Below are 25,010 nucleotides of genomic sequence, written 5' to 3'. Positions count from 1 at the left end.
TGCTGACCAGCACCACGAGCAAGAACATGCTTTTAATCGCACCTTCGGGTATTGAAATACATCTGTTTTACGTTTACTTTCCACCCGTTGAGGCCTTTTAATCGCACCTTCGGGTATTGAAATTCAAACCTATGCAAGCATGACTATTTTGGCATGATACTTTTAATCGCACCTTCGGGTATTGAAATTAAATCCCGTCACGCTGCACCGGCTCCATGCCAACGCTTTTAATCGCACCTTCGGGTATTGAAATTATTTATTTGTTCGGTTTTCACGGAAGCTTTTTTGGCTTTTAATCGCACCTTCGGGTATTGAAATTACTTTCCAATTAGAAGATGCAACTTGTCTAATAAACTTTTAATCGCACCTTCGGGTATTGAAATGCAACTTCGTACTTTATTGCATTAATTAAATCAGGGCTTTTAATCGCACCTTCGGGTATTGAAATTTGAGGACAAGACGCCAGAAGGGTTCATCAATGCGACTTTTAATCGCACCTTCGGGTATTGAAATGATCCGAAAGTTTGGCTGTCGCCGGCGCGTCTTTTACTTTTAATCGCACCTTCGGGTATTGAAATAATATAATCGTTGTTTCGGGGAACGCAAGCGGATTGCTTTTAATCGCACCTTCGGGTATTGAAATAACAATGTTTGCAATGGGCTACGACATCAGCCCAGCTTTTAATCGCACCTTCGGGTATTGAAATCAAGCACCCATTGTTTGGGAGAGTTATACATGCTTTCTTTTAATCGCACCTTCGGGTATTGAAATTTGAGGACAAGACGCCAGAAGGGTTCATCAATGCGCTTTTAATCGCACCTTCGGGTATTGAAATATAACTGAATATAAGTTACAAGCGTGGCAACATAGACTTTTAATCGCACCTTCGGGTATTGAAATTAGTCAACCCCAGCCCACCATTCACCATTTGAAACCCTTTTAATCGCACCTTCGGGTATTGAAATTTTTGATTCACGCCCGACCAACGCCGAAACTTCAGGCTTTTAATCGCACCTTCGGGTATTGAAATTTGAGGACAAGACGCCAGAAGGGTTCATCAATGCGACTTTTAATCGCACCTTCGGGTATTGAAATGAAGAATACGGAGCCCGTATTGCGGCCTTTTCGGACTTTTAATCGCACCTTCGGGTATTGAAATAAGGATTTTAAGATTTTGAACTACATTCCTGAAAACTTTTAATCGCACCTTCGGGTATTGAAATATATCTTCCAGACGGATCGGTGTTGGCGGCAAAACTCTTTTAATCGCACCTTCGGGTATTGAAATAGTGAAACAGAATTACGATTAGGCGGAAGTTACCCTCTTTTAATCGCACCTTCGGGTATTGAAATCAACCGATCTGGCAAATGACGAAGCCCGAATATCCACTTTTAATCGCACCTTCGGGTATTGAAATAAAGGAAAGATCAAAAACTTTTAGTGGGGTGGCAAACTTTTAATCGCACCTTCGGGTATTGAAATGATGCTCTGTAAAAGGGGCTAAGATTTTTGCCACACTTTTAATCGCACCTTCGGGTATTGAAATTTTTTTTTTGGTTTAGGTTTATGAGTAAATAGTTCACCTTTTAATCGCACCTTCGGGTATTGAAATTAGAGGGGCTTTTTTTTGTTTCTGATGGCTGTTTATGCTTTTAATCGCACCTTCGGGTATTGAAATTTTTATCCCCACCGTAACCGAAACGCCGCCGCCTACTTTTAATCGCACCTTCGGGTATTGAAATTTCGCCGTGATACCGTTCCATTACCATTTTTATGGACTTTTAATCGCACCTTCGGGTATTGAAATTTACAAAGCATATACAAAAGCGGGGCAGGCAGCACCTCTTTTAATCGCACCTTCGGGTATTGAAATTAATTTGCCCGCCTGCATCGGCCCCGTTACTGGTCCTTTTAATCGCACCTTCGGGTATTGAAATCACTTGGGTTACGATGATGGTAGGACAGTTGGGCGGCTTTTAATCGCACCTTCGGGTATTGAAATTTTGTAAGCCAAACAGTTTGCAATGCTTTTGGAAGACTTTTAATCGCACCTTCGGGTATTGAAATTTTTATCCCCACCGTAACCGAAACGCCGCCGCCTACTTTTAATCGCACCTTCGGGTATTGAAATTTTTGCAGTTCCAATACGTTTACCTTCCACGTCCGGCTTTTAATCGCACCTTCGGGTATTGAAATCGTCCGGCAAATCCACCTCAAAATCGTTGTGGTCTGCTTTTAATCGCACCTTCGGGTATTGAAATGACTCAAATCAATATTCAGTTAGCCGGAAACACGCGGCGCTTTTAATCGCACCTTCGGGTATTGAAATCTTTTTGCCACTTTGCCACTTACTGGTTTTCCGTATGCTTTTAATCGCACCTTCGGGTATTGAAATTTAACAACCTCTCTATCTCGCCTAAATGGTGGCGTATTCTTTTAATCGCACCTTCGGGTATTGAAATTTTTAGACAAAAAAGCCTTCTTTGTGGTATTGGATACTTTTAATCGCACCTTCGGGTATTGAAATTTTTTTCGCCTGCTATGTTTTTGCAACCTGCATTAACTTTTAATCGCACCTTCGGGTATTGAAATATGGTAGCGAAATCGTCAGAAGGCATTAAGAAAATACTTTTAATCGCACCTTCGGGTATTGAAATATCCATCTTCCTCGTCAATTGACGGCACAAACACTACTTTTAATCGCACCTTCGGGTATTGAAATGCTACTAATTCGGCGACATCGCAGATAGTAGTAGCCTTTTAATCGCACCTTCGGGTATTGAAATACTCACGGTAGGATAAGCGGGTATCCTGCGCGGTTTCTTTTAATCGCACCTTCGGGTATTGAAATACCAACTCCCTGTACGTATCCGTATTGAATACGTAGCTTTTAATCGCACCTTCGGGTATTGAAATATCTCGTGGTAGTAGGTGTATGAAAGAACATGTTCGCTTTTAATCGCACCTTCGGGTATTGAAATGAAGAAGGCCATAAAAGCAAAAGCAAAAGCAACAAACTTTTAATCGCACCTTCGGGTATTGAAATCCGGAATCGGTGGTAACACATATACCGGATTCGGTAAGACTTTTAATCGCACCTTCGGGTATTGAAATGGCGGCAGAAAGTTGGAAGAAAGTTCTTCCCCCACCTTTTAATCGCACCTTCGGGTATTGAAATGGCGGCAGAAAGTTGGAAGAAAGTTCTTCCCCCACGGCTTTTAATCGCACCTTCGGGTATTGAAATCGTATTCGGAAAGGGCAGTAAAACCCGTGTAAAAGCTTTTAATCGCACCTTCGGGTATTGAAATCATGTTTTTACACTCGTCCGTCGCCGGAACTTGGGGCTTTTAATCGCACCTTCGGGTATTGAAATGAAGGAGGCACGTGTATTGATATGTGATGTTCTGGGTCTTTTAATCGCACCTTCGGGTATTGAAATCAATTACGGTTTTCCCGATACGCGCACCCATCGCGTCCTTTTAATCGCACCTTCGGGTATTGAAATATGCCCACAGAACCGGGGGAATGGGCAATGTGATGACCTTTTAATCGCACCTTCGGGTATTGAAATTGTTTTTCAACAGGGAGGCATGGTCGAAGAGGAAGAACTTTTAATCGCACCTTCGGGTATTGAAATAGGGGCGCATAATGCGATTCAAAACTTCCGGCAAACTTTTAATCGCACCTTCGGGTATTGAAATTTTTCTTATTGGTTTTGGTTTCTGTGTGTTATTTAGGCTTTTAATCGCACCTTCGGGTATTGAAATATAGGCTTGGGAAGAAGTTTGGAACAGCGTGTTTCCCTTTTAATCGCACCTTCGGGTATTGAAATTTGATAACCCGCCTTCACGGCGGCTTTTTGCCGGTCCTTTTAATCGCACCTTCGGGTATTGAAATCCAAGTGTTATGGTTAAAAATGTGCGCGGGAGACTCCTTTTAATCGCACCTTCGGGTATTGAAATTAGACGGGCAAAACGATTTTGACCCAGAACTACCAACCTTTTAATCGCACCTTCGGGTATTGAAATACGCTACAAGGCGGTACAACCGCTGGTGATTATACAGCTTTTAATCGCACCTTCGGGTATTGAAATATGATGGCGAAAAAATACTTAAATGCTATTACGAGCTTTTAATCGCACCTTCGGGTATTGAAATACATTCAGACAGGCGTTTGACGCGATGGGTGCGCGTACTTTTAATCGCACCTTCGGGTATTGAAATCAAGCTGGAGACCCCAACAAGATGAAAACAATCCACCTTTTAATCGCACCTTCGGGTATTGAAATGACATTCCGTTTGACATTCCAAATAAACAACTGAACTTTTAATCGCACCTTCGGGTATTGAAATACAACACACTCTTAAAGACCAAAATACGGGGCCGGGCTTTTAATCGCACCTTCGGGTATTGAAATCCGATACTTTTAAACGGTGGAAGGAATTTGCCGGACTTTTAATCGCACCTTCGGGTATTGAAATTATTCCCTTAATGACGAGAACAATACCAATAATTGCACTTTTAATCGCACCTTCGGGTATTGAAATGACAAAGGCGCATTTCCCCCAACTGCCCCAAAATCACTTTTAATCGCACCTTCGGGTATTGAAATAGTCAATATCCAATCGGACACCCGTTTCCGTTTCCGACTTTTAATCGCACCTTCGGGTATTGAAATGACACAATACATCGAAACTGCATCCCAGTATCGCCTACTTTTAATCGCACCTTCGGGTATTGAAATATGATGCAGCAGCGAAAGAGGACGCGGCGTTCTTGCCTTTTAATCGCACCTTCGGGTATTGAAATGTCAGGGTCAGACGGGTTTTCATTTGTTGTCCCTGCACTTTTAATCGCACCTTCGGGTATTGAAATAAAACAATAATCGGCCTCAAGCAGCTATTAGATGGACTTTTAATCGCACCTTCGGGTATTGAAATATGGAGGGGAAGAGTACAGACGCTTTTTACACCCTGCTTTTAATCGCACCTTCGGGTATTGAAATTTTTTTCACGCCCATACAGGCAATAACATGCCCGCCTTTTAATCGCACCTTCGGGTATTGAAATACCGTAACAGTCTCAATAAACAGCCCAATCAGTGTGCTTTTAATCGCACCTTCGGGTATTGAAATCTCGGACATATCAACAGACGCGCCGCCCTGTTCTAACTTTTAATCGCACCTTCGGGTATTGAAATAATAGAAAAAACAGGGGAAGAGGTTGTTGGGTTGAACTTTTAATCGCACCTTCGGGTATTGAAATAGAAGTTCTTGCATAGGGCGTAGCACATTTCGCTCACTTTTAATCGCACCTTCGGGTATTGAAATTGTTCCGGCTTCATTAAGTGCCTCCGCGATCAAACTTTTAATCGCACCTTCGGGTATTGAAATATAGGAAACCTTGAAGAGGCCGTAGATTCAGCCGTCTTTTAATCGCACCTTCGGGTATTGAAATCTTCATAATTACAAAGAAAATAACGGCTAACCGTAACTTTTAATCGCACCTTCGGGTATTGAAATGCGATCGCAAGCAAGGACATACTATTGATTACCCTTCCTTTTAATCGCACCTTCGGGTATTGAAATTTTTGTACATGCACGATTTATTGCCGATCTCTATCCGCCTTTTAATCGCACCTTCGGGTATTGAAATGTTCCTATGACTGTTGCCCCAACCGGAAGACCTGCCTTTTAATCGCACCTTCGGGTATTGAAATGGGGGCACGGATGAGAGCCGTGGGGGAGTCTTTATACTTTTAATCGCACCTTCGGGTATTGAAATATGAAAATGCTATACCATTGGAGAAATACTTACCTGACTTTTAATCGCACCTTCGGGTATTGAAATGTATCATGACGATACCCCTCTCGATAAGGAGATACTCCTTTTAATCGCACCTTCGGGTATTGAAATGCTATTTAGCGGAATGGGTAGCACGATGAACAATACTTTTAATCGCACCTTCGGGTATTGAAATAGAAAACCTCACCGCCCAATGCGACACCGCTTGAGGCTTTTAATCGCACCTTCGGGTATTGAAATGTCGTGATGGCATTATTTCAGATGCGGCGGGCAATGCTTTTAATCGCACCTTCGGGTATTGAAATAGCGTCACCCCCCTGATTTTCTGTTCTGCACGCGCACTTTTAATCGCACCTTCGGGTATTGAAATGACAGCAGTTCCACCGTTCCGCCAAAACTTGCATAAACTTTTAATCGCACCTTCGGGTATTGAAATGCGGCACGTCTGAACTCTGCAAGTTCCCGTTTTGCTCTTTTAATCGCACCTTCGGGTATTGAAATACATTCAACGCTTGCAAACTGTTCGTTGCCGTCAAACTTTTAATCGCACCTTCGGGTATTGAAATGAGATACCAACAACCCTCCACAAGTCAAACTCACCCTTTTAATCGCACCTTCGGGTATTGAAATTAATAATAAATGACTTATCAGGGGCTTGGGTTGGAGACTTTTAATCGCACCTTCGGGTATTGAAATAAAATCAGAAACGAACTAATTGCGATTGATGAAACTCTTTTAATCGCACCTTCGGGTATTGAAATGTAAAACAGGCTCCCCTACATGATGCAAAAACGTTACTTTTAATCGCACCTTCGGGTATTGAAATAGCTCAGGCCGCTCTTGAGCTGGCTGCGGGACTTGGCTTTTAATCGCACCTTCGGGTATTGAAATGTGTGTGATCCATACGTTGCTGACCCGTCCCCACGCTTTTAATCGCACCTTCGGGTATTGAAATACAGGAGGAGATTGTACATATAACTCATATTGCCCCCTTTTAATCGCACCTTCGGGTATTGAAATCGCATTATTGAAAAACGCGCTGCACGTCCAGCCCTGACTTTTAATCGCACCTTCGGGTATTGAAATTTATGCTATGTTATTTATTGAGTTAGAAAAATACACTTTTAATCGCACCTTCGGGTATTGAAATGTCACCAGCACTGCTACCGTCATCCCCAACATCACCCTTTTAATCGCACCTTCGGGTATTGAAATAAGGTTGTGAGATCATCAACTGCCAGCCCTAAAATGCTTTTAATCGCACCTTCGGGTATTGAAATTTATTCAACTTTTGTGCTTTCATTTTACTTTTATTTCTTTTAATCGCACCTTCGGGTATTGAAATAAAACATTTGATTTGCGCTGCTACCGCCATGTTTGACTTTTAATCGCACCTTCGGGTATTGAAATCGAACTATTTCAGTCTATTTTCAGAGCTTGCGCGGCCTTTTAATCGCACCTTCGGGTATTGAAATTTGAAGAGGGCCTGAGAGACTATGAAAAAAGTCCTCTTTTAATCGCACCTTCGGGTATTGAAATCTGCAACTATCGCAAAGGCTGCAAGGGGAGAAGAACTTTTAATCGCACCTTCGGGTATTGAAATCTAACGGTTTGCGTGTATGCGTAGGGCGATTTATTACTTTTAATCGCACCTTCGGGTATTGAAATAAATATGATGGCGAGCGGCTTGTACATCACCACGTGCTTTTAATCGCACCTTCGGGTATTGAAATATTGTACAGACCCTGATCTTATTTCTGCAATAAAAACTTTTAATCGCACCTTCGGGTATTGAAATTTCTACAACAACATCAAAATTTTGCGAGGCAGGGTGACTTTTAATCGCACCTTCGGGTATTGAAATAGTTCTTCAGCAAGTTGCAGAACAGCCTCTTTAGGCTTTTAATCGCACCTTCGGGTATTGAAATTCATCAAACATGCGCTTAATTACGCAACGGGGGCGACTTTTAATCGCACCTTCGGGTATTGAAATATTTTAGAATAGAACAAAAACGGCGTGGCATGTAGTCTTTTAATCGCACCTTCGGGTATTGAAATGATCCAGACGTAGATTTTTAACTGGCCCGACCTTTACTTTTAATCGCACCTTCGGGTATTGAAATGTCCACGAAATCAACTTCTATCGTCATGCTTGGTGCTTTTAATCGCACCTTCGGGTATTGAAATATACGATGATGAGAAACTATTTCAGCGTCTCACGCTTTTAATCGCACCTTCGGGTATTGAAATGCACCTGTTTCTGCTGTTGGGTCGCCGAGGAACAAACTTTTAATCGCACCTTCGGGTATTGAAATCGCGCCTGTAGGCGGGTTTGGAAACCCACACACGACTTTTAATCGCACCTTCGGGTATTGAAATTAAATGGTTTAGCCAAATCTTTACGCAAAGCAATAACTTTTAATCGCACCTTCGGGTATTGAAATATTTGTTTTTACGTATAGATACCCATAGGCTTACGCCTTTTAATCGCACCTTCGGGTATTGAAATGCGACCCACGGTAGACTTTAAGTGCGTGCGAGTCTGCTTTTAATCGCACCTTCGGGTATTGAAATGAAATGCCAAAAAACGCGCCTGCACGCGGGGCGTTCTTTTAATCGCACCTTCGGGTATTGAAATCTCATTAGAGTTTACAGGTGTTTGGCGAAAACGTTTCTTTTAATCGCACCTTCGGGTATTGAAATCCGAAATGCGCGATGGTTTATGAATCCAGACGTTGCCTTTTAATCGCACCTTCGGGTATTGAAATACAGGTATCAGGGCAAAAAAACGGGAGGGTATTTTGCTTTTAATCGCACCTTCGGGTATTGAAATTTTACAAACATTTTAGAACAGGGCGGCGCGTCTGTCCTTTTAATCGCACCTTCGGGTATTGAAATTTAGTGGCAAGCTCTCCAAAATCTCGGTAGTTCATTGCTTTTAATCGCACCTTCGGGTATTGAAATCTAACAGCACAGGCATTGGCGCCGCTCATTGAAGCTCTTTTAATCGCACCTTCGGGTATTGAAATGTTGTCAGGTCGTGTGTGGGTTTCCAAACCCGCCTACTTTTAATCGCACCTTCGGGTATTGAAATGAGATGTTCACATATAATATACCACATAAACAGTTGCTTTTAATCGCACCTTCGGGTATTGAAATTCGGGAAATTCTCGCCCTGATCCCTCCTGCCTTGCTCTTTTAATCGCACCTTCGGGTATTGAAATGGCTGATGGCGTAGCTGCTCCTTACAGAGTTACTTCTTTTAATCGCACCTTCGGGTATTGAAATCGCATCTGGGTAGCGAGACACGGCCACCTCGTCAACTTTTAATCGCACCTTCGGGTATTGAAATTTGTGACTAATACTCAAGTTTCATTTAATCCTTCAGCTTTTAATCGCACCTTCGGGTATTGAAATATGAAACGTAGAGAAACTGTGTTATCGTCATCACAACTTTTAATCGCACCTTCGGGTATTGAAATGACGAATTGTTGAACACTACTTCTCTTCTTGCTCAATACTTTTAATCGCACCTTCGGGTATTGAAATGACAGACGGACAGACGGAACCGTGCCAGTCTCGGGCTTTTAATCGCACCTTCGGGTATTGAAATGTACTGGCTCCTCCTTAGCCTTTGCTGCGGCCTGTTTCTTTTAATCGCACCTTCGGGTATTGAAATTCAGAATCAGAGCATAGAGGCGAATAACGCTGCTGTCTTTTAATCGCACCTTCGGGTATTGAAATTTTATGTTGCCCATGTCAAGAGGGATAAGCAGGGAATCTTTTAATCGCACCTCCGGGTATTGAAATAGGGAATGGGGATTTAGAGATGCAGGGTGGTGTTTTCTTTTAATCGCACCTTCGGGTATTGAAATCCGAGACATGGAACAGCGCTCACGTCAGGTTTCGCGCTTTTAATCGCACCTTCGGGTATTGAAATGAGTCATCCCCAAAATTGCTTAAAACAATATCGTACTTTTAATCGCACCTTCGGGTATTGAAATCAGGGACGGTGGTCCAGCCTGGGGGTTCGTTTGTGACTTTTAATCGCACCTTCGGGTATTGAAATCGGCGGGGTTGAGGTCTGAGAGTGTGAGTTATTCCGTCCTTTTAATCGCACCTTCGGGTATTGAAATATAGAATCCCCATTAAAAGCATTGAATATCTCAACGACTTTTAATCGCACCTTCGGGTATTGAAATAAAAGGTAGGTACATACTATTTTGTAGTACCTTCTAACTTTTAATCGCACCTTCGGGTATTGAAATAACCTGACGGATAATCACAAGAAAGGTCTATCATACTTTTAATCGCACCTTCGGGTATTGAAATAAGAGCGTATGCGCATCCATGGTGCCGCCAAGGCGCCTTTTAATCGCACCTTCGGGTATTGAAATAGGCTTATTCTGTGAAGACTTTTCGGCTAAAATTTCTTTTAATCGCACCTTCGGGTATTGAAATACCTTTTCGGAGCCTAAAAAGTGACTAAAAACACCCTTTTAATCGCACCTTCGGGTATTGAAATAATCGCGCCACCTTGCAGCGCCAGAGCGCCCGTGGGCTTTTAATCGCACCTTCGGGTATTGAAATTCATCCACTATTGCGCGAGATTCAACATCCCGCCTCTTTTAATCGCACCTTCGGGTATTGAAATTTGCTCGCGCCAAATACATGGCAGGTCATTCAGAACTTTTAATCGCACCTTCGGGTATTGAAATAAATCACCGCTTTCGTAGGTGTTTTGGTCAGCGCTTCTTTTAATCGCACCTTCGGGTATTGAAATTAAAAACCTCGGCACTAGCAGTGTTTGCGGGTGTTACTTTTAATCGCACCTTCGGGTATTGAAATTTTCGCTTTTTGGTCTTCGCTAATTTCTGTTAATGTCTTTTAATCGCACCTTCGGGTATTGAAATCGCTCTTTCTCGTCAGCTGGATAAAATTACTAATCCTTTTAATCGCACCTTCGGGTATTGAAATGAAGGGCATTACGTGAAAATTGAGCATCACGTACATCTTTTAATCGCACCTTCGGGTATTGAAATGAAGCCTGACCCGAACCCAGTCACCAAGCCCGCCACTTTTAATCGCACCTTCGGGTATTGAAATCGATGCAGTCTCTCGGCAGGTGGTAGAGAAACTGACCTTTTAATCGCACCTTCGGGTATTGAAATGAAAATTTGGCGGAGATGGTTGCGGCATTCACGCAAGCTTTTAATCGCACCTTCGGGTATTGAAATGAGGCTGGAACTGTACTCCTATGAAGAATCCCCCTTCTTTTAATCGCACCTTCGGGTATTGAAATCCCGTCGCCTCGAAGAGCGTCGTAAGCGCATCAACGCTTTTAATCGCACCTTCGGGTATTGAAATGCAATCGCGAGCAAGGACATACTATTGGTTACCTTTCTTTTAATCGCACCTTCGGGTATTGAAATAGAAGTTTCACGGTATCTGTGATTTTGGCGTGAAACTTTTAATCGCACCTTCGGGTATTGAAATACCTGTTCATAATACTTATCGTAAAAGCTAAAAATTCTTTTAATCGCACCTTCGGGTATTGAAATCAGGGTTATCGGAAAGACGATTATAAACAAAATGGGCTTTTAATCGCACCTTCGGGTATTGAAATCCAAAGCCGCCCCACGTGGAGCGTATAAACTGGTACTTTTAATCGCACCTTCGGGTATTGAAATCGACGGGGTTGAGGTCTGAGAGTGTGAGTTATTCCGCTTTTAATCGCACCTTCGGGTATTGAAATTAAAGACGGGTTTTGCGGCGGCGGTAAAACCTTGCTTCTTTTAATCGCACCTTCGGGTATTGAAATGTTGGAATAAAAATAGAATACGCACTTTCACCCAGCTTTTAATCGCACCTTCGGGTATTGAAATATAGGTGTAGCACTAATTATTTAATTTGCGGTCAGGCTTTTAATCGCACCTTCGGGTATTGAAATGAACGGTCGCCCCAAAATGGGTTAGAGTTTTACATGCTTTTAATCGCACCTTCGGGTATTGAAATGAAGGTTGGGCAATAGATAAAACGGCTGGTTCTCCGCTTTTAATCGCACCTTCGGGTATTGAAATAAGATTTTGGAGGAGGAACAAGATGGGGTGATACAGCTTTTAATCGCACCTTCGGGTATTGAAATTGAGTTGTCCGGCATGAAGCAGATAGACTCCTTCAGCTTTTAATCGCACCTTCGGGTATTGAAATGGGCGATTCTTCCCAAGCCAAATCAGCATCGCCACACTTTTAATCGCACCTTCGGGTATTGAAATCCCAACAACGATGTTCACTATTATCCAGAAAATGACTTTTAATCGCACCTTCGGGTATTGAAATAGTGCTTGAGACCTTCGCGGCTACGGTTGGGGTTGAGCTTTTAATCGCACCTTCGGGTATTGAAATCCGGGATTGCTGTTGGGACTGGGTTAAAAGTTGCGGCTTTTAATCGCACCTTCGGGTATTGAAATTTCATCTACAGCGCCAATATATAGGCTACCCGAATACTTTTAATCGCACCTTCGGGTATTGAAATTAATGCTTTGGATGGTTTATTTGTTCGCTCATAGTCTTTTAATCGCACCTTCGGGTATTGAAATCATTTACTAATTGTTAAAAACACTTTTAGAGGGCGCTTTTAATCGCACCTTCGGGTATTGAAATCGACTGATCATACGCTGGAGCCTGTGACGGACGCACTTTTAATCGCACCTTCGGGTATTGAAATCAGGGCGGCTATAGACTGGGTGCAGGCGACCTTCTTCTTTTAATCGCACCTTCGGGTATTGAAATTATTTCCCGGAAATCCTGGCAGCGATGTCGAGCCGTCTTTTAATCGCACCTTCGGGTATTGAAATTTTGTTGCTAATTTTCTGCCGCTTCCGTTTGCGGCCTTTTAATCGCACCTTCGGGTATTGAAATCAGGCCTCAAGGCTCGCTCGCACCTGCATGATTTGTCTTTTAATCGCACCTTCGGGTATTGAAATATGAAGAATCACAAAAAATACAGCGCTACATCCATCCTTTTAATCGCACCTTCGGGTATTGAAATAAAAAAAACACTACGAAAGCGCCTTGTTTAGAGCCTACTTTTAATCGCACCTTCGGGTATTGAAATCGCCAAGGCGAGATGCTGTACAAAGTCGCCTTGGCGCTTTTAATCGCACCTTCGGGTATTGAAATCTGCCTGTGTGGCGGCGTGTTGTGATGCTACGCCTGCTTTTAATCGCACCTTCGGGTATTGAAATGATTGTACCGTGAGGCGAATTGTGGGGGCTTACAAACTTTTAATCGCACCTTCGGGTATTGAAATAGCCAAATAACGCCATGCCAATATTTACTGCCGCCAACTTTTAATCGCACCTTCGGGTATTGAAATGAGTGTTGCGCAGGTTGTTACCCTTTCGGGTGCTGACTTTTAATCGCACCTTCGGGTATTGAAATGACACTTGGAATTAGATGGGGTGGCCGCTTGGTCTGCTTTTAATCGCACCTTCGGGTATTGAAATCCGTATAAAAGTGGGTGCTTCTGTTCTATATTCCAACTTTTAATCGCACCTTCGGGTATTGAAATGAACACTACACATCTCAAGCACCACGGGCCAGTACACTTTTAATCGCACCTTCGGGTATTGAAATGTACAATTGCACCCCAATTAAACAAGATAGCCACCCTCTTTTAATCGCACCTTCGGGTATTGAAATGAATCATTCCACAGTGATACACAACATTCAGGGCGTACTTTTAATCGCACCTTCGGGTATTGAAATAAGAGCTGGCAACCCAAAACAAAATCCTGTCCGAAACTTTTAATCGCACCTTCGGGTATTGAAATTAGTGACCGTCACGCGGCGCTCCTTGCGCCCCGCACTTTTAATCGCACCTTCGGGTATTGAAATGGGCAATGATCCCAGCGTGCCCCTGCGCACTATTGCCTTTTAATCGCACCTTCGGGTATTGAAATTTGCTCGCAACCAGCGTGCAGGGGATGCTATATTATCTTTTAATCGCACCTTCGGGTATTGAAATGATTGAGTCCGCCCACCTGACCCAGGATGGGCACTCTTTTAATCGCACCTTCGGGTATTGAAATTTTAGCATCTACTAAGACACATGTGTAAGAATAGATCTTTTAATCGCACCTTCGGGTATTGAAATCGCATTTTCATAGAGCTTTCTGGCGCGGAGCATGCACTTTTAATCGCACCTTCGGGTATTGAAATAATGGGACCTGTTACCAGCGTGCCAATCACCCGTCCCTTTTAATCGCACCTTCGGGTATTGAAATCTGAGGAACATGCCCGACGATATGTGGCACTTGTACTTTTAATCGCACCTTCGGGTATTGAAATAGTTGCCACCTCCTTTGGACTCACAATGGACGCCCTCTTTTAATCGCACCTTCGGGTATTGAAATTCGTGTGGCTAATCCTACGACGTTTTTGCGCAGGGTCTTTTAATCGCACCTTCGGGTATTGAAATATGCAATGCTGCAATCAGTAAGGCGCTTACAGGACAACTTTTAATCGCACCTTCGGGTATTGAAATCAAATGCGTCGTCCAATTTATTTACCGCATCCGTTGCTTTTAATCGCACCTTCGGGTATTGAAATCTGGTGCCTGTGCTTGAGGATGGGGGTGGTGAGGGAGCTTTTAATCGCACCTTCGGGTATTGAAATCGACCATAGCCTGATCCGTGCGTTGACGAACCATACTTTTAATCGCACCTTCGGGTATTGAAATCGCAGGTCTGGCAGAATGCGCGGGAGGTGCCCGTCAGCTTTTAATCGCACCTTCGGGTATTGAAATCTACGACAATAATAGAAAGACCCTTACGATCGAGCTACTTTTAATCGCACCTTCGGGTATTGAAATACAGACATTGTTCGTCAAAAACTACACGAACAGGGTCTTTTAATCGCACCTTCGGGTATTGAAATCTGTGAAGGTTTCCCCAGTGGAGATTTCGACCTTACTTTTAATCGCACCTTCGGGTATTGAAATTTGTCTGGAAGCCACTGAGGCACTTGCTGTCTATACTTTTAATCGCACCTTCGGGTATTGAAATGTTAGGTTTAACACTGGCTTGTTCGCTCCTGAATACTTTTAATCGCACCTTCGGGTATTGAAATATCGCATCGAGCGCATTTTTGAAGTACTCGGTCCTTGCTTTTAATCGCACCTTCGGGTATTGAAATTATTGATCCACAATGTGTGGGGGGTTACAAAAATTGGCTTTTAATCGCACCTTCGGGTATTGAAATCGGCTATTAGGTCGTCAGTGATTTTGCGCTTGCGCCCACTTTTAATCGCACCTTCGGGTATTGAATTTTTTTTTTTGGGGTGAATAAGATGGTATTGCCTGCCTTTTAATCGCACCTTCGGGTATTGAAATCGCAGAGTCATGGTAAATTGTTTGTGACATACCCCATCTTTTAATCGCACCTTCGGGTATTGAAATCCGACGCAGAGAACAATGCATCTAATCGCTTATCCACTTTTAATCGCACCTTCGGGTATTGAAATATACGGTCTCCCATGTTAGTCGTCTGGGTGATACGTCTTTTAATCGCACCTTCGGGTATTGAAATATTATGCGACCTGTCGCGCCATTCTTTTTAGCGCCTCCTTTTAATCGCACCTTCGGGTATTGAAATGCATGATTTGTCTTTGTGTCAGCATCTGTGATTTTTCTTTTAATCGCACCTTCGGGTATTGAAATCAGGGACAGTGGTCCAGCCTGTTTTCCCTGTGAACTCTTTTAATCGCACCTTCGGGTATTGAAATCGACTTCGAGGCCATAGACTTCGTAACAGCTATGCGCTTTTAATCGCACCTTCGGGTATTGAAATGTGTTTGTTGGGATGCGCCCTATACAGTCGGATGGGCTTTTAATCGCACCTTCGGGTATTGAAATGCACGATGCTGCCGAGAGGCTGCTTGTCGAGCTGCCTTTTAATCGCACCTTCGGGTATTGAAATCAGAACTTGTTGCAGAATTAGAGGCACTGCGTGAACGGCTTTTAATCGCACCTTCGGGTATTGAAATTTCATTCTCCCTGAAACTATACATTAAGTGTAAAGTCCTTTTAATCGCACCTTCGGGTATTGAAATTATGGGGGTCTTATGTGTTTCTTGTATTACTAAGTCTTTTAATCGCACCTTCGGGTATTGAAATGGGTACGAATTTGACCTGAATATGACACAACGAGAAGTCTATTCACGGCTAATTTTTTGTGTGTTTCGCTGTTTATAATGTCATTAAAAAAATTTTATTTCTATGTCAATCTAAATCTTAAAAATTATCAGAGAACCGCAATGTTTTCATGGGTAGCTACATCTAATATCCATATTGCACTTGAGACCGCATTACGGCTCCAAATTTTAGTACCCGCTCCTAGTATATCGAGTCCTGAGGAATTACCTATCCCCGATTACGGCTCCAAACTTCAGTACCCGCTCCCCGACTCCGGGGATAGAAACATGCACCAAATACATGCCTGATGCAATGGGGCGACTCCTTTCGTTCTCCAAGAACCAACGGATATAACCCGTTTCCTCCGATTGCCAGAAATATTTCACTTGAAGGCCATCTAAACTAAAAATCCGGATCGTACTGCCTTTGGGGATACCCGTAATACGCACTTCACGGGTATTGGTGGCAGTCTCATATGCCGATGCGCCCTTGTATGGGTTAGGCGAGATGCCGATCCGAGATAAAACATCTTGTGGTGTCTCTGCTGTCTCTGGCAAATCTATAGGGGTAAATACAACTCTACCTTCTTTACCCCAATAAAGCGGAGAAAGAGTATGGGATAAATTCACCGCATAGGGTTGTACTCCAAAATAATAGTCTTGATATGGGCTTATTCCACTTGGAATTATATGCTGCATTTCTATACCTGTATCTAAACCTTGGATTACCAGTTCATTGATAAAACTTTCACCCACTTTAGGGACATAGATATTTGAAATGCCATTCATCTTATCATAAATGGCCACCGTTGTGCCCTTTGTATCCGAGGCATGGGCATATTGCCTAACCACATAGCCCTCGAACTTATACCCATACGCGGTGTCGGTGTAATCATTGTTAGGATTGGTTCCATGAGGATCGTTTTTCCAATTGAGTTCTAACTTGCCCTTCTGGTATGCGGCGGTTACTATCGGGGCCGATATTGGCTTTGTGGGTTGGTGGCCTGCATCATAAAAGCCCTGTACCAGGTCAGATGCCCGCCGAAGAGCCACTAAAGAACTAAGTGCTGTATTGTCACGTGCCCAGATTATGGCCAAATCCGCCGTAAGGTCTTCACCGGAGCCAAACGAAACGGGGTGGGTGGTTAAGGAAAAAATACGGTCGCCATTAAGACTACTCCCTCCCCGAAAATTATTATTCAGTTCAGACCAACCCTGTCGTGTTATGGGATCCCCTGGAAAGAAGAATCGCGTAAATGGGCGGACACCGGAAGATCCGTCACCGTGCATGCTTAACAATCTACCATCTTGCATCCGAGCCGTTTGCGATAAACGATAACTACTTGCTAAATGATGTGGTACCCCAGTTAGAGGAGCGCCGCCAAAGAAATACATCGAATAGCCCAGTTTTTGCTGTTTTTCTTTGCTTCCGGAAAACTGCAAGAGGTCGTACCCCAAAGCAGGGGGTGATTTACCATAACCATAACCATATGAATCATCGTTTTCGTCTGAATTATATGTATAAACCATAGAACGGGTTGTATCTGTACCTACATAATCATCAACAGAATATCCTAAATCAGCATCTAAAAAAAGAGTAAATAAAAACTCTTTATAACGGTTCGGACTTTTGTTTCTTATCTGATAACGATAAAAAGTTGTATTCCCCACATCCCCCTCTGTATCGAAGGCATATGCTGTCACCTGGACTTCTACACCTAATGGTTTGGATCCGCTACGATGAACATTTCCTGCATCATTCATCACCCAGCACACCATTTGATCGCCCAATAAGTCGGGGCGGTCTCCTTTTTCAAGGGCGTAATTATTCGGGTTGCCATCACCGTCCTTAACAGGAGCACCCAATTGCCAAGGCCATTCCGATAAGTCCTTCGTTGCTACCCGCGTGGTTTGGTATTCCTCAAGGTCACTTCGGGATATTTTGTACATCCTGTCGTATGCGCTACAATCGGAAGGAGGATTGCCCTGTTGGTCTAAGGGGCCAGGCCAAAACTCCCAAGTACCGTATTTGGCCGCCGCCACACGCAATTCATTTTCTTCCGTATAGCCACTTAGCCATAAACTATGGACAAAAATCGCATTTGCTTTACCGCCCTTGGGAACCGTATAGACATTGGGATCGCCATTCCAGAAAAGGCCCCCAGTATTCAGTAACCGTGCCCGGACGTTGTTGATGTCCAAGTATTGCTCTGCCTTGCCCGTTACACACGTACCGGGCGTTTGGGCCGAGGCCAACATAGGGAGGAGCGAAAAGAGCGATATGCTCGCAACAGAAAATAGGTTTCTCATGACAAAACTACGAGGGTGGAGCATGATTTCCCTTGCAGTTTATCGGTATAGGTTTTGAATATCAATAGGAAAAGTCCTTAATCTACCTGAATGGTTCAGAAACCCATGCCAATGGTTTGATAAGAACGGTGTTTGGTGTTACCATTTTTTGACCTATCCGTCCCCCAATCCCAGAACTTACATATTTCTACGATAACGCCCCCCTACTTCAAAAAGGGCATCCGAAATTTGTCCAAGACTACACACCTTGACAGTTTCCATGAGTTCGGCAAAAACATTTCCACCAGAAAGGGCTACCTGCTTGAGTTGCGCCAACGATTGACCCGCACTTGCTTGGTTTCGGTCATGAAAGTGATGCAGGTTTTGAAGTTGCTGTTGTTTCTCGGCATCAGTGGACCTCATGAGTGGAACCATCACTTCTTGAGGCATTTCTTTTTTAGGTTTAAACGTATTTACCCCAACAATTGGGAGATTTCCCGCATGTTTCAGATGCTCATAATACAAACTTTCTTCTTGAATCTTACCACGTTGATACATCGTCTCCATAGCACCCAACACGCCCCCTCGATCCGAAATCCGTTCAAATTCCTGTAAAACGGCTTCCTCCACCAAGTCCGTAAGTTCTTCCACAATAAAGGAGCCTTGTAAAGGATTCTCGTTTTTGGCCAGCCCCAATTCGCGGTTGATGATGAGTTGAATGGCCATTGCACGGCGTACCGATTCTTCTGTGGGCGTGGTGATGGCCTCGTCGTAGGCATTGGTATGGAGGGAATTACAATGATCGTATATCGCTAATAATGCCTGAAGTGTGGTACGGATATCGTTAAACTGGATTTCTTGTGCGTGCAGACTTCTGCCCGATGTTTGGATGTGGTACTTTAGTTTTTGGCTTCGTTCGTTTGCCCCATATAAGTTGCGTAAAGCAATGGCCCAAATGCGTCGTGCAACTCGTCCAATAACGGTATATTCAGGGTCTAAACCATTGGAAAAAAAGAATGAAAAGTTCGGTGCCACATCATCTACATTCATCCCGCGTGAACGATAATACTCCAATAAGGTAAATCCGTTGGACAGTGTAAAAGCAAGTTGGGAGATAGGGTTTGCCCCTGCTTCAGCAATATGATAGCCCGATATAGAGACTGAATAATAGTTGCGTACTTGATGGTCTATGAAGTATTGTTGGACATCGCCCATCATTCGCAAGCCAAATTCCGTGCTAAATATGCAGGTATTTTGCGCCTGATCTTCCTTAAGAATATCGGCCTGTACCGTTCCGCGCACGGTTTGTAAAGTCCGCGCCTTAATATCGGCATATTGGTCTGCTGTTAGAAACCCAGCATCCACCAATTCATCAGCCGAGAATCCCACAAGCCCCAATCCACTCCCATCGTGCCCTTCGGGCAATGTATCTGCGTCAAACGGGACATAATGAGCACTTCTGTTTTGTGCCCTTTTCCATTTTTCTACAGCCTCCCATTGGCCATATTTGTGTAGTACTTTTTCCACTTGTTGGTCTATTGCCGTATTCATAAACATCGCCAACATCATCGGAGCCGGGCCATTGATGGTCATGGATACGCTCGTGGCAGGGTCGCACAAGTCAAAGCCCGAATAGAGTTTTTTCATATCGTCTAAGGTAGCGATCGAAACGCCCGCATTGCCAATCTTGCCATAGATATCTGGCCGTTCATGCGGGTCTCGGCCATAGAGTGTCACCGAGTCAAACGCCGTAGAGAGCCTTTTGGCGGGCATTCCCTGAGAGACCAAATGAAACCGTTTGTTCGTTCGCTCTGGCCCTCCTTCTCCGGCAAACATGCGGGTGGGGTCTTCGTTGGTACGTTTAAACGGAAAAACGCCCGCTGTATAAGGAAAAAAGCCGGGTATATTTTCTTTAAGTGCAAACCGGAGTCGTTCTCCCGCATCCTCCATCCGAGGCAATGCCACACGCGGAATTTTAAGTCCAGATAATGAGGTAGTAAATTGTGGTGTCCGTACTTCACGCCCCCGCACTTTATAAACAGACTCTTCTTGACGGTATTGCTTGGCCACTTGCTCCCAATTCAATAGAATTTGCTGGCAAACATAATCCAATTTCCCCCACCAGTATGCCTGCATCTCGTTTGTTTTTTCCAATAACGGCGCTACGTTTTCCGGCGACCATGCCGCCAATTGTGCAACCACCCCCCGTGCATGTTCCCACTTCCGAGCCATAGCAATTTGCGTTTCAGCCCAGTCATGGTAATCTCGGACGGTTTCGGCAATTTCACCTAAATACCGAACCCGTTTGGGGGGGATCAACTGGTTCTTCCCCGGATTTACTTCCACTTTTTCCAAATCCGCAAATTTCTGGGATTGCCACCTCATCTTTGGGTCGGTTCTTTTTGCCAATTCCTGCAAAATCGCTAAATACAATTGGGTCACACCCGGATCTGCAAAATGAGAGGCCATTGTCGGATAAACTGGCATTTTTTCCAATGGCCGATCCCATGCTTTTTGGTTTCTTTGCACCTGCTTGCGGATATCACGTAACGCATCTTCAGCTCCTTTTTTCTCGAATTTATTAAGGGCAATAAGATCTGCGGCATCTAACATTCCAATTTTTTCTAACTGCGTAGGGGCGCCAAATTCTGCGGTCATTACATAAAGTGTAAGATCGGCAAACGTTTTAATTTCCGTATCCGATTGCCCAATTCCTGCTGTTTCGAGTATAATCAAATGAAAACCCGCAGATTGACAAACTTTTATTGCATCTTTTAACGCATCCGTGACAGCCCGATGTGCGGTTCGCGTTGCAAAAGAGCGCATAAACACCCTTCCAGCCAGCACACCATATGCCATATTCATCCGAATCCGGTCTCCAAGCAAGGCTCCGCCCGTTCGCGATTGGGTTGGATCTACCGATAAAACCGCTACTGAACGGTCTTCAAAATCGGTCAGAAAGCGGTTGATCAATTCGTCTGTGAGGGTAGATTTCCCCGCTCCCCCCGTTCCGGTAATGCCCAAAACAGGCGTTGGAATTGTTGGAATAGACGATGCCACCTTCTCCCCTTGTTCAATTTTGCTCAGGCTCCTCGCAAGGCTTACCCATCGTTCATCTACGTTTATAGATTTATATTGAACTTTCCCCCCTTGCACCCTACAGTCCTCCATCATATGCACAATCATCCCCTCTAAGCCCATCTTCATCCCATCCTCCGGCGAAAATATACGTGCAATGCCATATTGGTGTAATGCCTCAATTTCGTCTGGCACAATCACCCCGCCGCCGCCGCCAAAAATGCGGATATGACCCGCTCCCAAACGCTGGAATTCATCATACATATACCGAAAAAACTCCATATGACCGCCTTGATAAGACGAAACCGCAACGGCATTCACATCTTCTTGAATGGCCGTTTGTACAATATCCGCCACCGAACGGTCATGACCAAGATGAATCACCTCCACGCCATGATCCTGAAGAATCCGACGCATGATATTAATGGCAGCATCGTGTCCGTCAAAGAGGCTCGTAGCCGTTACAAATCGTAAAGGGAATTGGCTCATAAGAATCTAAAAAAGCGCTTCCGAAAAATGCAAGATAGCACAATCCAAGCCACTCATGGAGGAATTTACCTTAAAGGTGTTTTACAATCATCTTGTGCCACCAAGGCCAATCGTGCCCAAACCCTTCCCAAACTTCTAATGTATGGCCAATTCCCTTTTCATGTAAAATCCGGCTCATCCGCTCATTGGCTTCACGACACGGATCATGCTCTCCTAAAGCAAAAATGAGGTGTAATTTTCTGATTTTATTTAATAAATCCCCATCTAAATTTCCGCTCAAAAAGTCTGGTGGATTGGAAAAATAGACATTATCGTCATAAAAACCATCCATAAATATCTTTATATCAAATGCCCCACTTAGTGCAATTAATTTCCCAAATGCCCATGGAAATTTAAATGCCATATCTGCCGCATGATAGGCTCCGAAACTTGCGCCACTTACCATAATAAAATCATGTTTAGCGGTGGACTTAATCATCGGCACGACCTCATTTAGGATATATTGTTCATATTGTTGATGACGTTTTATGCGTACATAAGGGTTGGTATTTCGGTTATAAAAACTTTCTCGATCCACCGAGTCCACACAAAAAACTTGGTTCTGGCCATTAGCGATTTGTGTGCCCATCGCATCCATCATGCCAAAATCCCGCCATTCATAGTAACGCCCCATACTGGAAGGAAAAACAAGCAAGGGCGTTCCGGCGTGGCCAAACCGGATAATTTCCATGTCGCGCCCCAAAGAAGCGCTGTGCCATTTAATGTATTCTTGGTGCATGAGTAAACTTATTTTATAACAATAGATACTTGTTTTTAATAGACTTATTTAGACTTCCAAGCCGCTTCCTGCCGAACTAAAACCTCTACAGGGTTGCAACTAGTATCCAGAACCACTTCTGCAACTCGTTCCATGCGCAGGCCTTGTGAGCCTTTCACCAAGACCACATCCGCCGACGACAAGTTAAAAACTTGGCCTTGAGAAATGGCGGTTGCCAATGCTTTGGAATCTGGAAACCAATGGACGCCCTCCAATCCCAACATTGCGATAGACGATTGAAAACGCGGCCCAACCAAGCAACAAATTTCAGCAGACGCTACCGCCTCTTTAACCACCAATTCGTGGCCTTCGGCTTCTTCTTCTCCCAGTTCCAACATATCGCCGAGGCAAGCAATACGCCTTCCGTCCATCTCGGCCAGTAGCCGCAAAGCACTAAGCGTGGCAATTGGAGAAGCATTATAGGTATCATCTATCAAAACCCCACCATTGCGTGCAGGTAACTTGGAAAGACGACCTTTCTCGGTTTTCAGGGTGGCAATCTGCTGCAAAATGCGTTTGCGATCCATTCCCAGCGCCACGCCAGCGGCATAAGCAGCCAGTATGGTATATATGGCATGTCCACCCAGCAAAGGATACGGTTTAGGAATAAGCGAGGCGGGCACATCTACCACTTCTTCGTGTGCCGAATAAAACAACACGCGCCCCTTGCAACGTGCGGCCATCTCGCGAACACGCGGATCATCAAAGTTCAGGCACGCGATTCCATCTGAATTGAGCGCCTCCACAATCATCCCCTTCTCGTGTGCAATGTTCTCTATACTACCAAAAGTCTCTAAATGGACCCCTTGAACCGTCGTTACAAAGCTGATGTCGGGACGAAACGCCGCCGTGAGTTCAGCAATATCCCCCACAAATCGAGCGCCCATCTCCAAGACCATCACACTATTTTCCTGTGTAAGACCATTTAAAATCGTAAGGGCAAGTCCGAGTGGTGTATTCAAATTCCCTTGAGGAACCACCACGGCGAAAGCCGCCGAGACCACATGCGCCACCGCCGTGCGTGTACTGGTTTTCCCCACCGACCCGGTAATACCGATGGTTTTGGGCTTCAACTGTTGGATTCTTTCCTGCGCCAGTTCCACCAGATGGTCTATTGCATTTTCTACTTGCACCACCGTTACATGGGCCAAGTCGGTTTGAAACGCCTCTTCGGTAATAATCCCCGTTGCGCCTTTGGCTATGGCATCCGGAATAAATTTATGGCCATCAAAGACCTCGCCCCGAATGGCCACGTACCAATCACCCGGCATAATCGTTCGGGTGTCTTTTGAATACTTTGGGTAATTCATCGTATGTTTTGTTTCACTTGATAAGCAACCTCGCAATATAAGCCCATGAAGACGGGTTTCAATGGCTTCTTTCGTTTCCCAATTCATTGATTTCCTGTCGCCATGGTCGTACTTTCTGTTCTCTACTACCAAACCTAACCCCAACTACAATGAAAAGCGTATTGTTGGCTTTTGGCCTCGTTTTATTTCCCTATGCCCTCCAAGCCCAAACGGACCTCACCAAGCCGGAGCAGACGGAGCAATGGGAGCCAGAACCACGGGTGGTGAAACCCGGAAATGGCACCAAGCCGCCCTCGGATGCCGTGATCATCTTCGACGGCACGTCCCTTGATGGCTTCCGAGACAAAAACGGAAATCCGCCCAAATGGGAACTCAAAGAGGGCATTCTGACAGTTAAAGGTGGTTCTGGCGACATCTGGACGAAGGCTTCTTTCGGGAGTTTTCAGTTGCACATGGAATGGCGGACACCCGTAGAGTCTCCCAACCTAAAAGGGCAAGGACGTGGGAACAGCGGTATTTTCTTGCAAGACCGCTACGAAGTACAAATCTTAAACTCTTATGAAAACAGAACTTATGCCAATGGTCAAGCAGGTAGTATCTATAAACAAACGCCGCCATTGGTTAATGCAATGAATCCAATGGGCGAGTGGCAGACCTATGATATTATTTATACGGCTCCAACGTTTCGGGCAAATGGCTCCATGGCGACTCCGCCTTATGTGACCGTTATTCACAATGGCGTAGTGGTCCAAAACCATACCGAGATCCAAGGAACCACCGAGTATATTGGCCCGCCCCTCATTAAAGCACATGGAGAAGCCCCCCTCCGCCTGCAAGATCACGGCAATCCGATGAGTTTTCGCAATATCTGGGTTCGCCCGCTTTAGGCCCTGACGCGACTTTTTTACGCATTGCCGTTTTGACCTTACGGTAATGCGTTTTTTAGTTTTCTATCCTTCATTTTGAACTTATACCGCAAACAGGCCATTGGTCACAACCTACTTCAACGGTGTAATACGCCAAAC

5 protein-coding genes and 1 CRISPR repeat array (1 of these 6 only partly in view) are annotated in these 25,010 nt (G+C 44.4%); of the genes, 1 reads left to right on the top strand and 4 read right to left on the bottom strand.

All coding sequences use genetic code 11. From position 1 onward, the window contains the following. A CRISPR array of direct repeats spans nt 1-15,985; the repeat unit is 29 nt; unit sequence CTTTTAATCGCACCTTCGGGTATTGAAAT (it extends 685 nt beyond the left edge of the window). 242 nt (nt 15,986-16,227) lie between these two features. The 4 genes from JNN12_04110 to murF all read right to left on the bottom strand — a co-directional run bounded on the left by JNN12_04110 (nt 16,228) and on the right by murF (nt 23,985). Beyond that, the gene (locus tag JNN12_04110; protein MBL7977501.1) at nt 16,228-18,312 is read right to left on the bottom strand and encodes a hypothetical protein; all 2,085 of its coding nucleotides are present in this window, start codon (nt 18,310-18,312) and stop codon (nt 16,228-16,230) included. A 177-nt stretch (nt 18,313-18,489) separates the two neighbouring features. Continuing rightward, nucleotides 18,490-21,858, bottom strand: a complete 3,369-nt coding sequence (locus JNN12_04105) for a methylmalonyl-CoA mutase family protein (protein MBL7977500.1) — start codon at nt 21,856-21,858, stop codon at nt 18,490-18,492. 70 nt (nt 21,859-21,928) lie between these two features. Next, the gene (locus JNN12_04100) at nt 21,929-22,636 is read right to left on the bottom strand and encodes an esterase family protein (GenBank protein ID MBL7977499.1); all 708 of its coding nucleotides are present in this window, start codon (nt 22,634-22,636) and stop codon (nt 21,929-21,931) included. A 44-nt stretch (nt 22,637-22,680) separates the two neighbouring features. Further along, complete coding sequence (gene murF, locus JNN12_04095) at nt 22,681-23,985, bottom strand: UDP-N-acetylmuramoyl-tripeptide--D-alanyl-D-alanine ligase (protein ID MBL7977498.1); 1,305 nt, start codon at nt 23,983-23,985, stop codon at nt 22,681-22,683. A gap of 149 nt (nt 23,986-24,134) precedes the next feature. On the opposite strand from murF, the gene JNN12_04090 reads away from it, so the two are divergent. Continuing rightward, the gene (locus JNN12_04090) at nt 24,135-24,872 is read left to right on the top strand and encodes a DUF1080 domain-containing protein (GenBank protein MBL7977497.1); all 738 of its coding nucleotides are present in this window, start codon (nt 24,135-24,137) and stop codon (nt 24,870-24,872) included. The last annotated feature ends 138 nt before the right edge of the window (nt 24,873-25,010 follow it).

It is taken from the genome of Bacteroidetes Order II. bacterium, from assembly GCA_016788705.1.
In the GTDB taxonomy this organism is placed as follows: domain Bacteria; phylum Bacteroidota; class Rhodothermia; order Rhodothermales; family UBA2364; genus UBA2364.
This window is presented reverse-complemented; position numbering and strand designations above follow the sequence as displayed.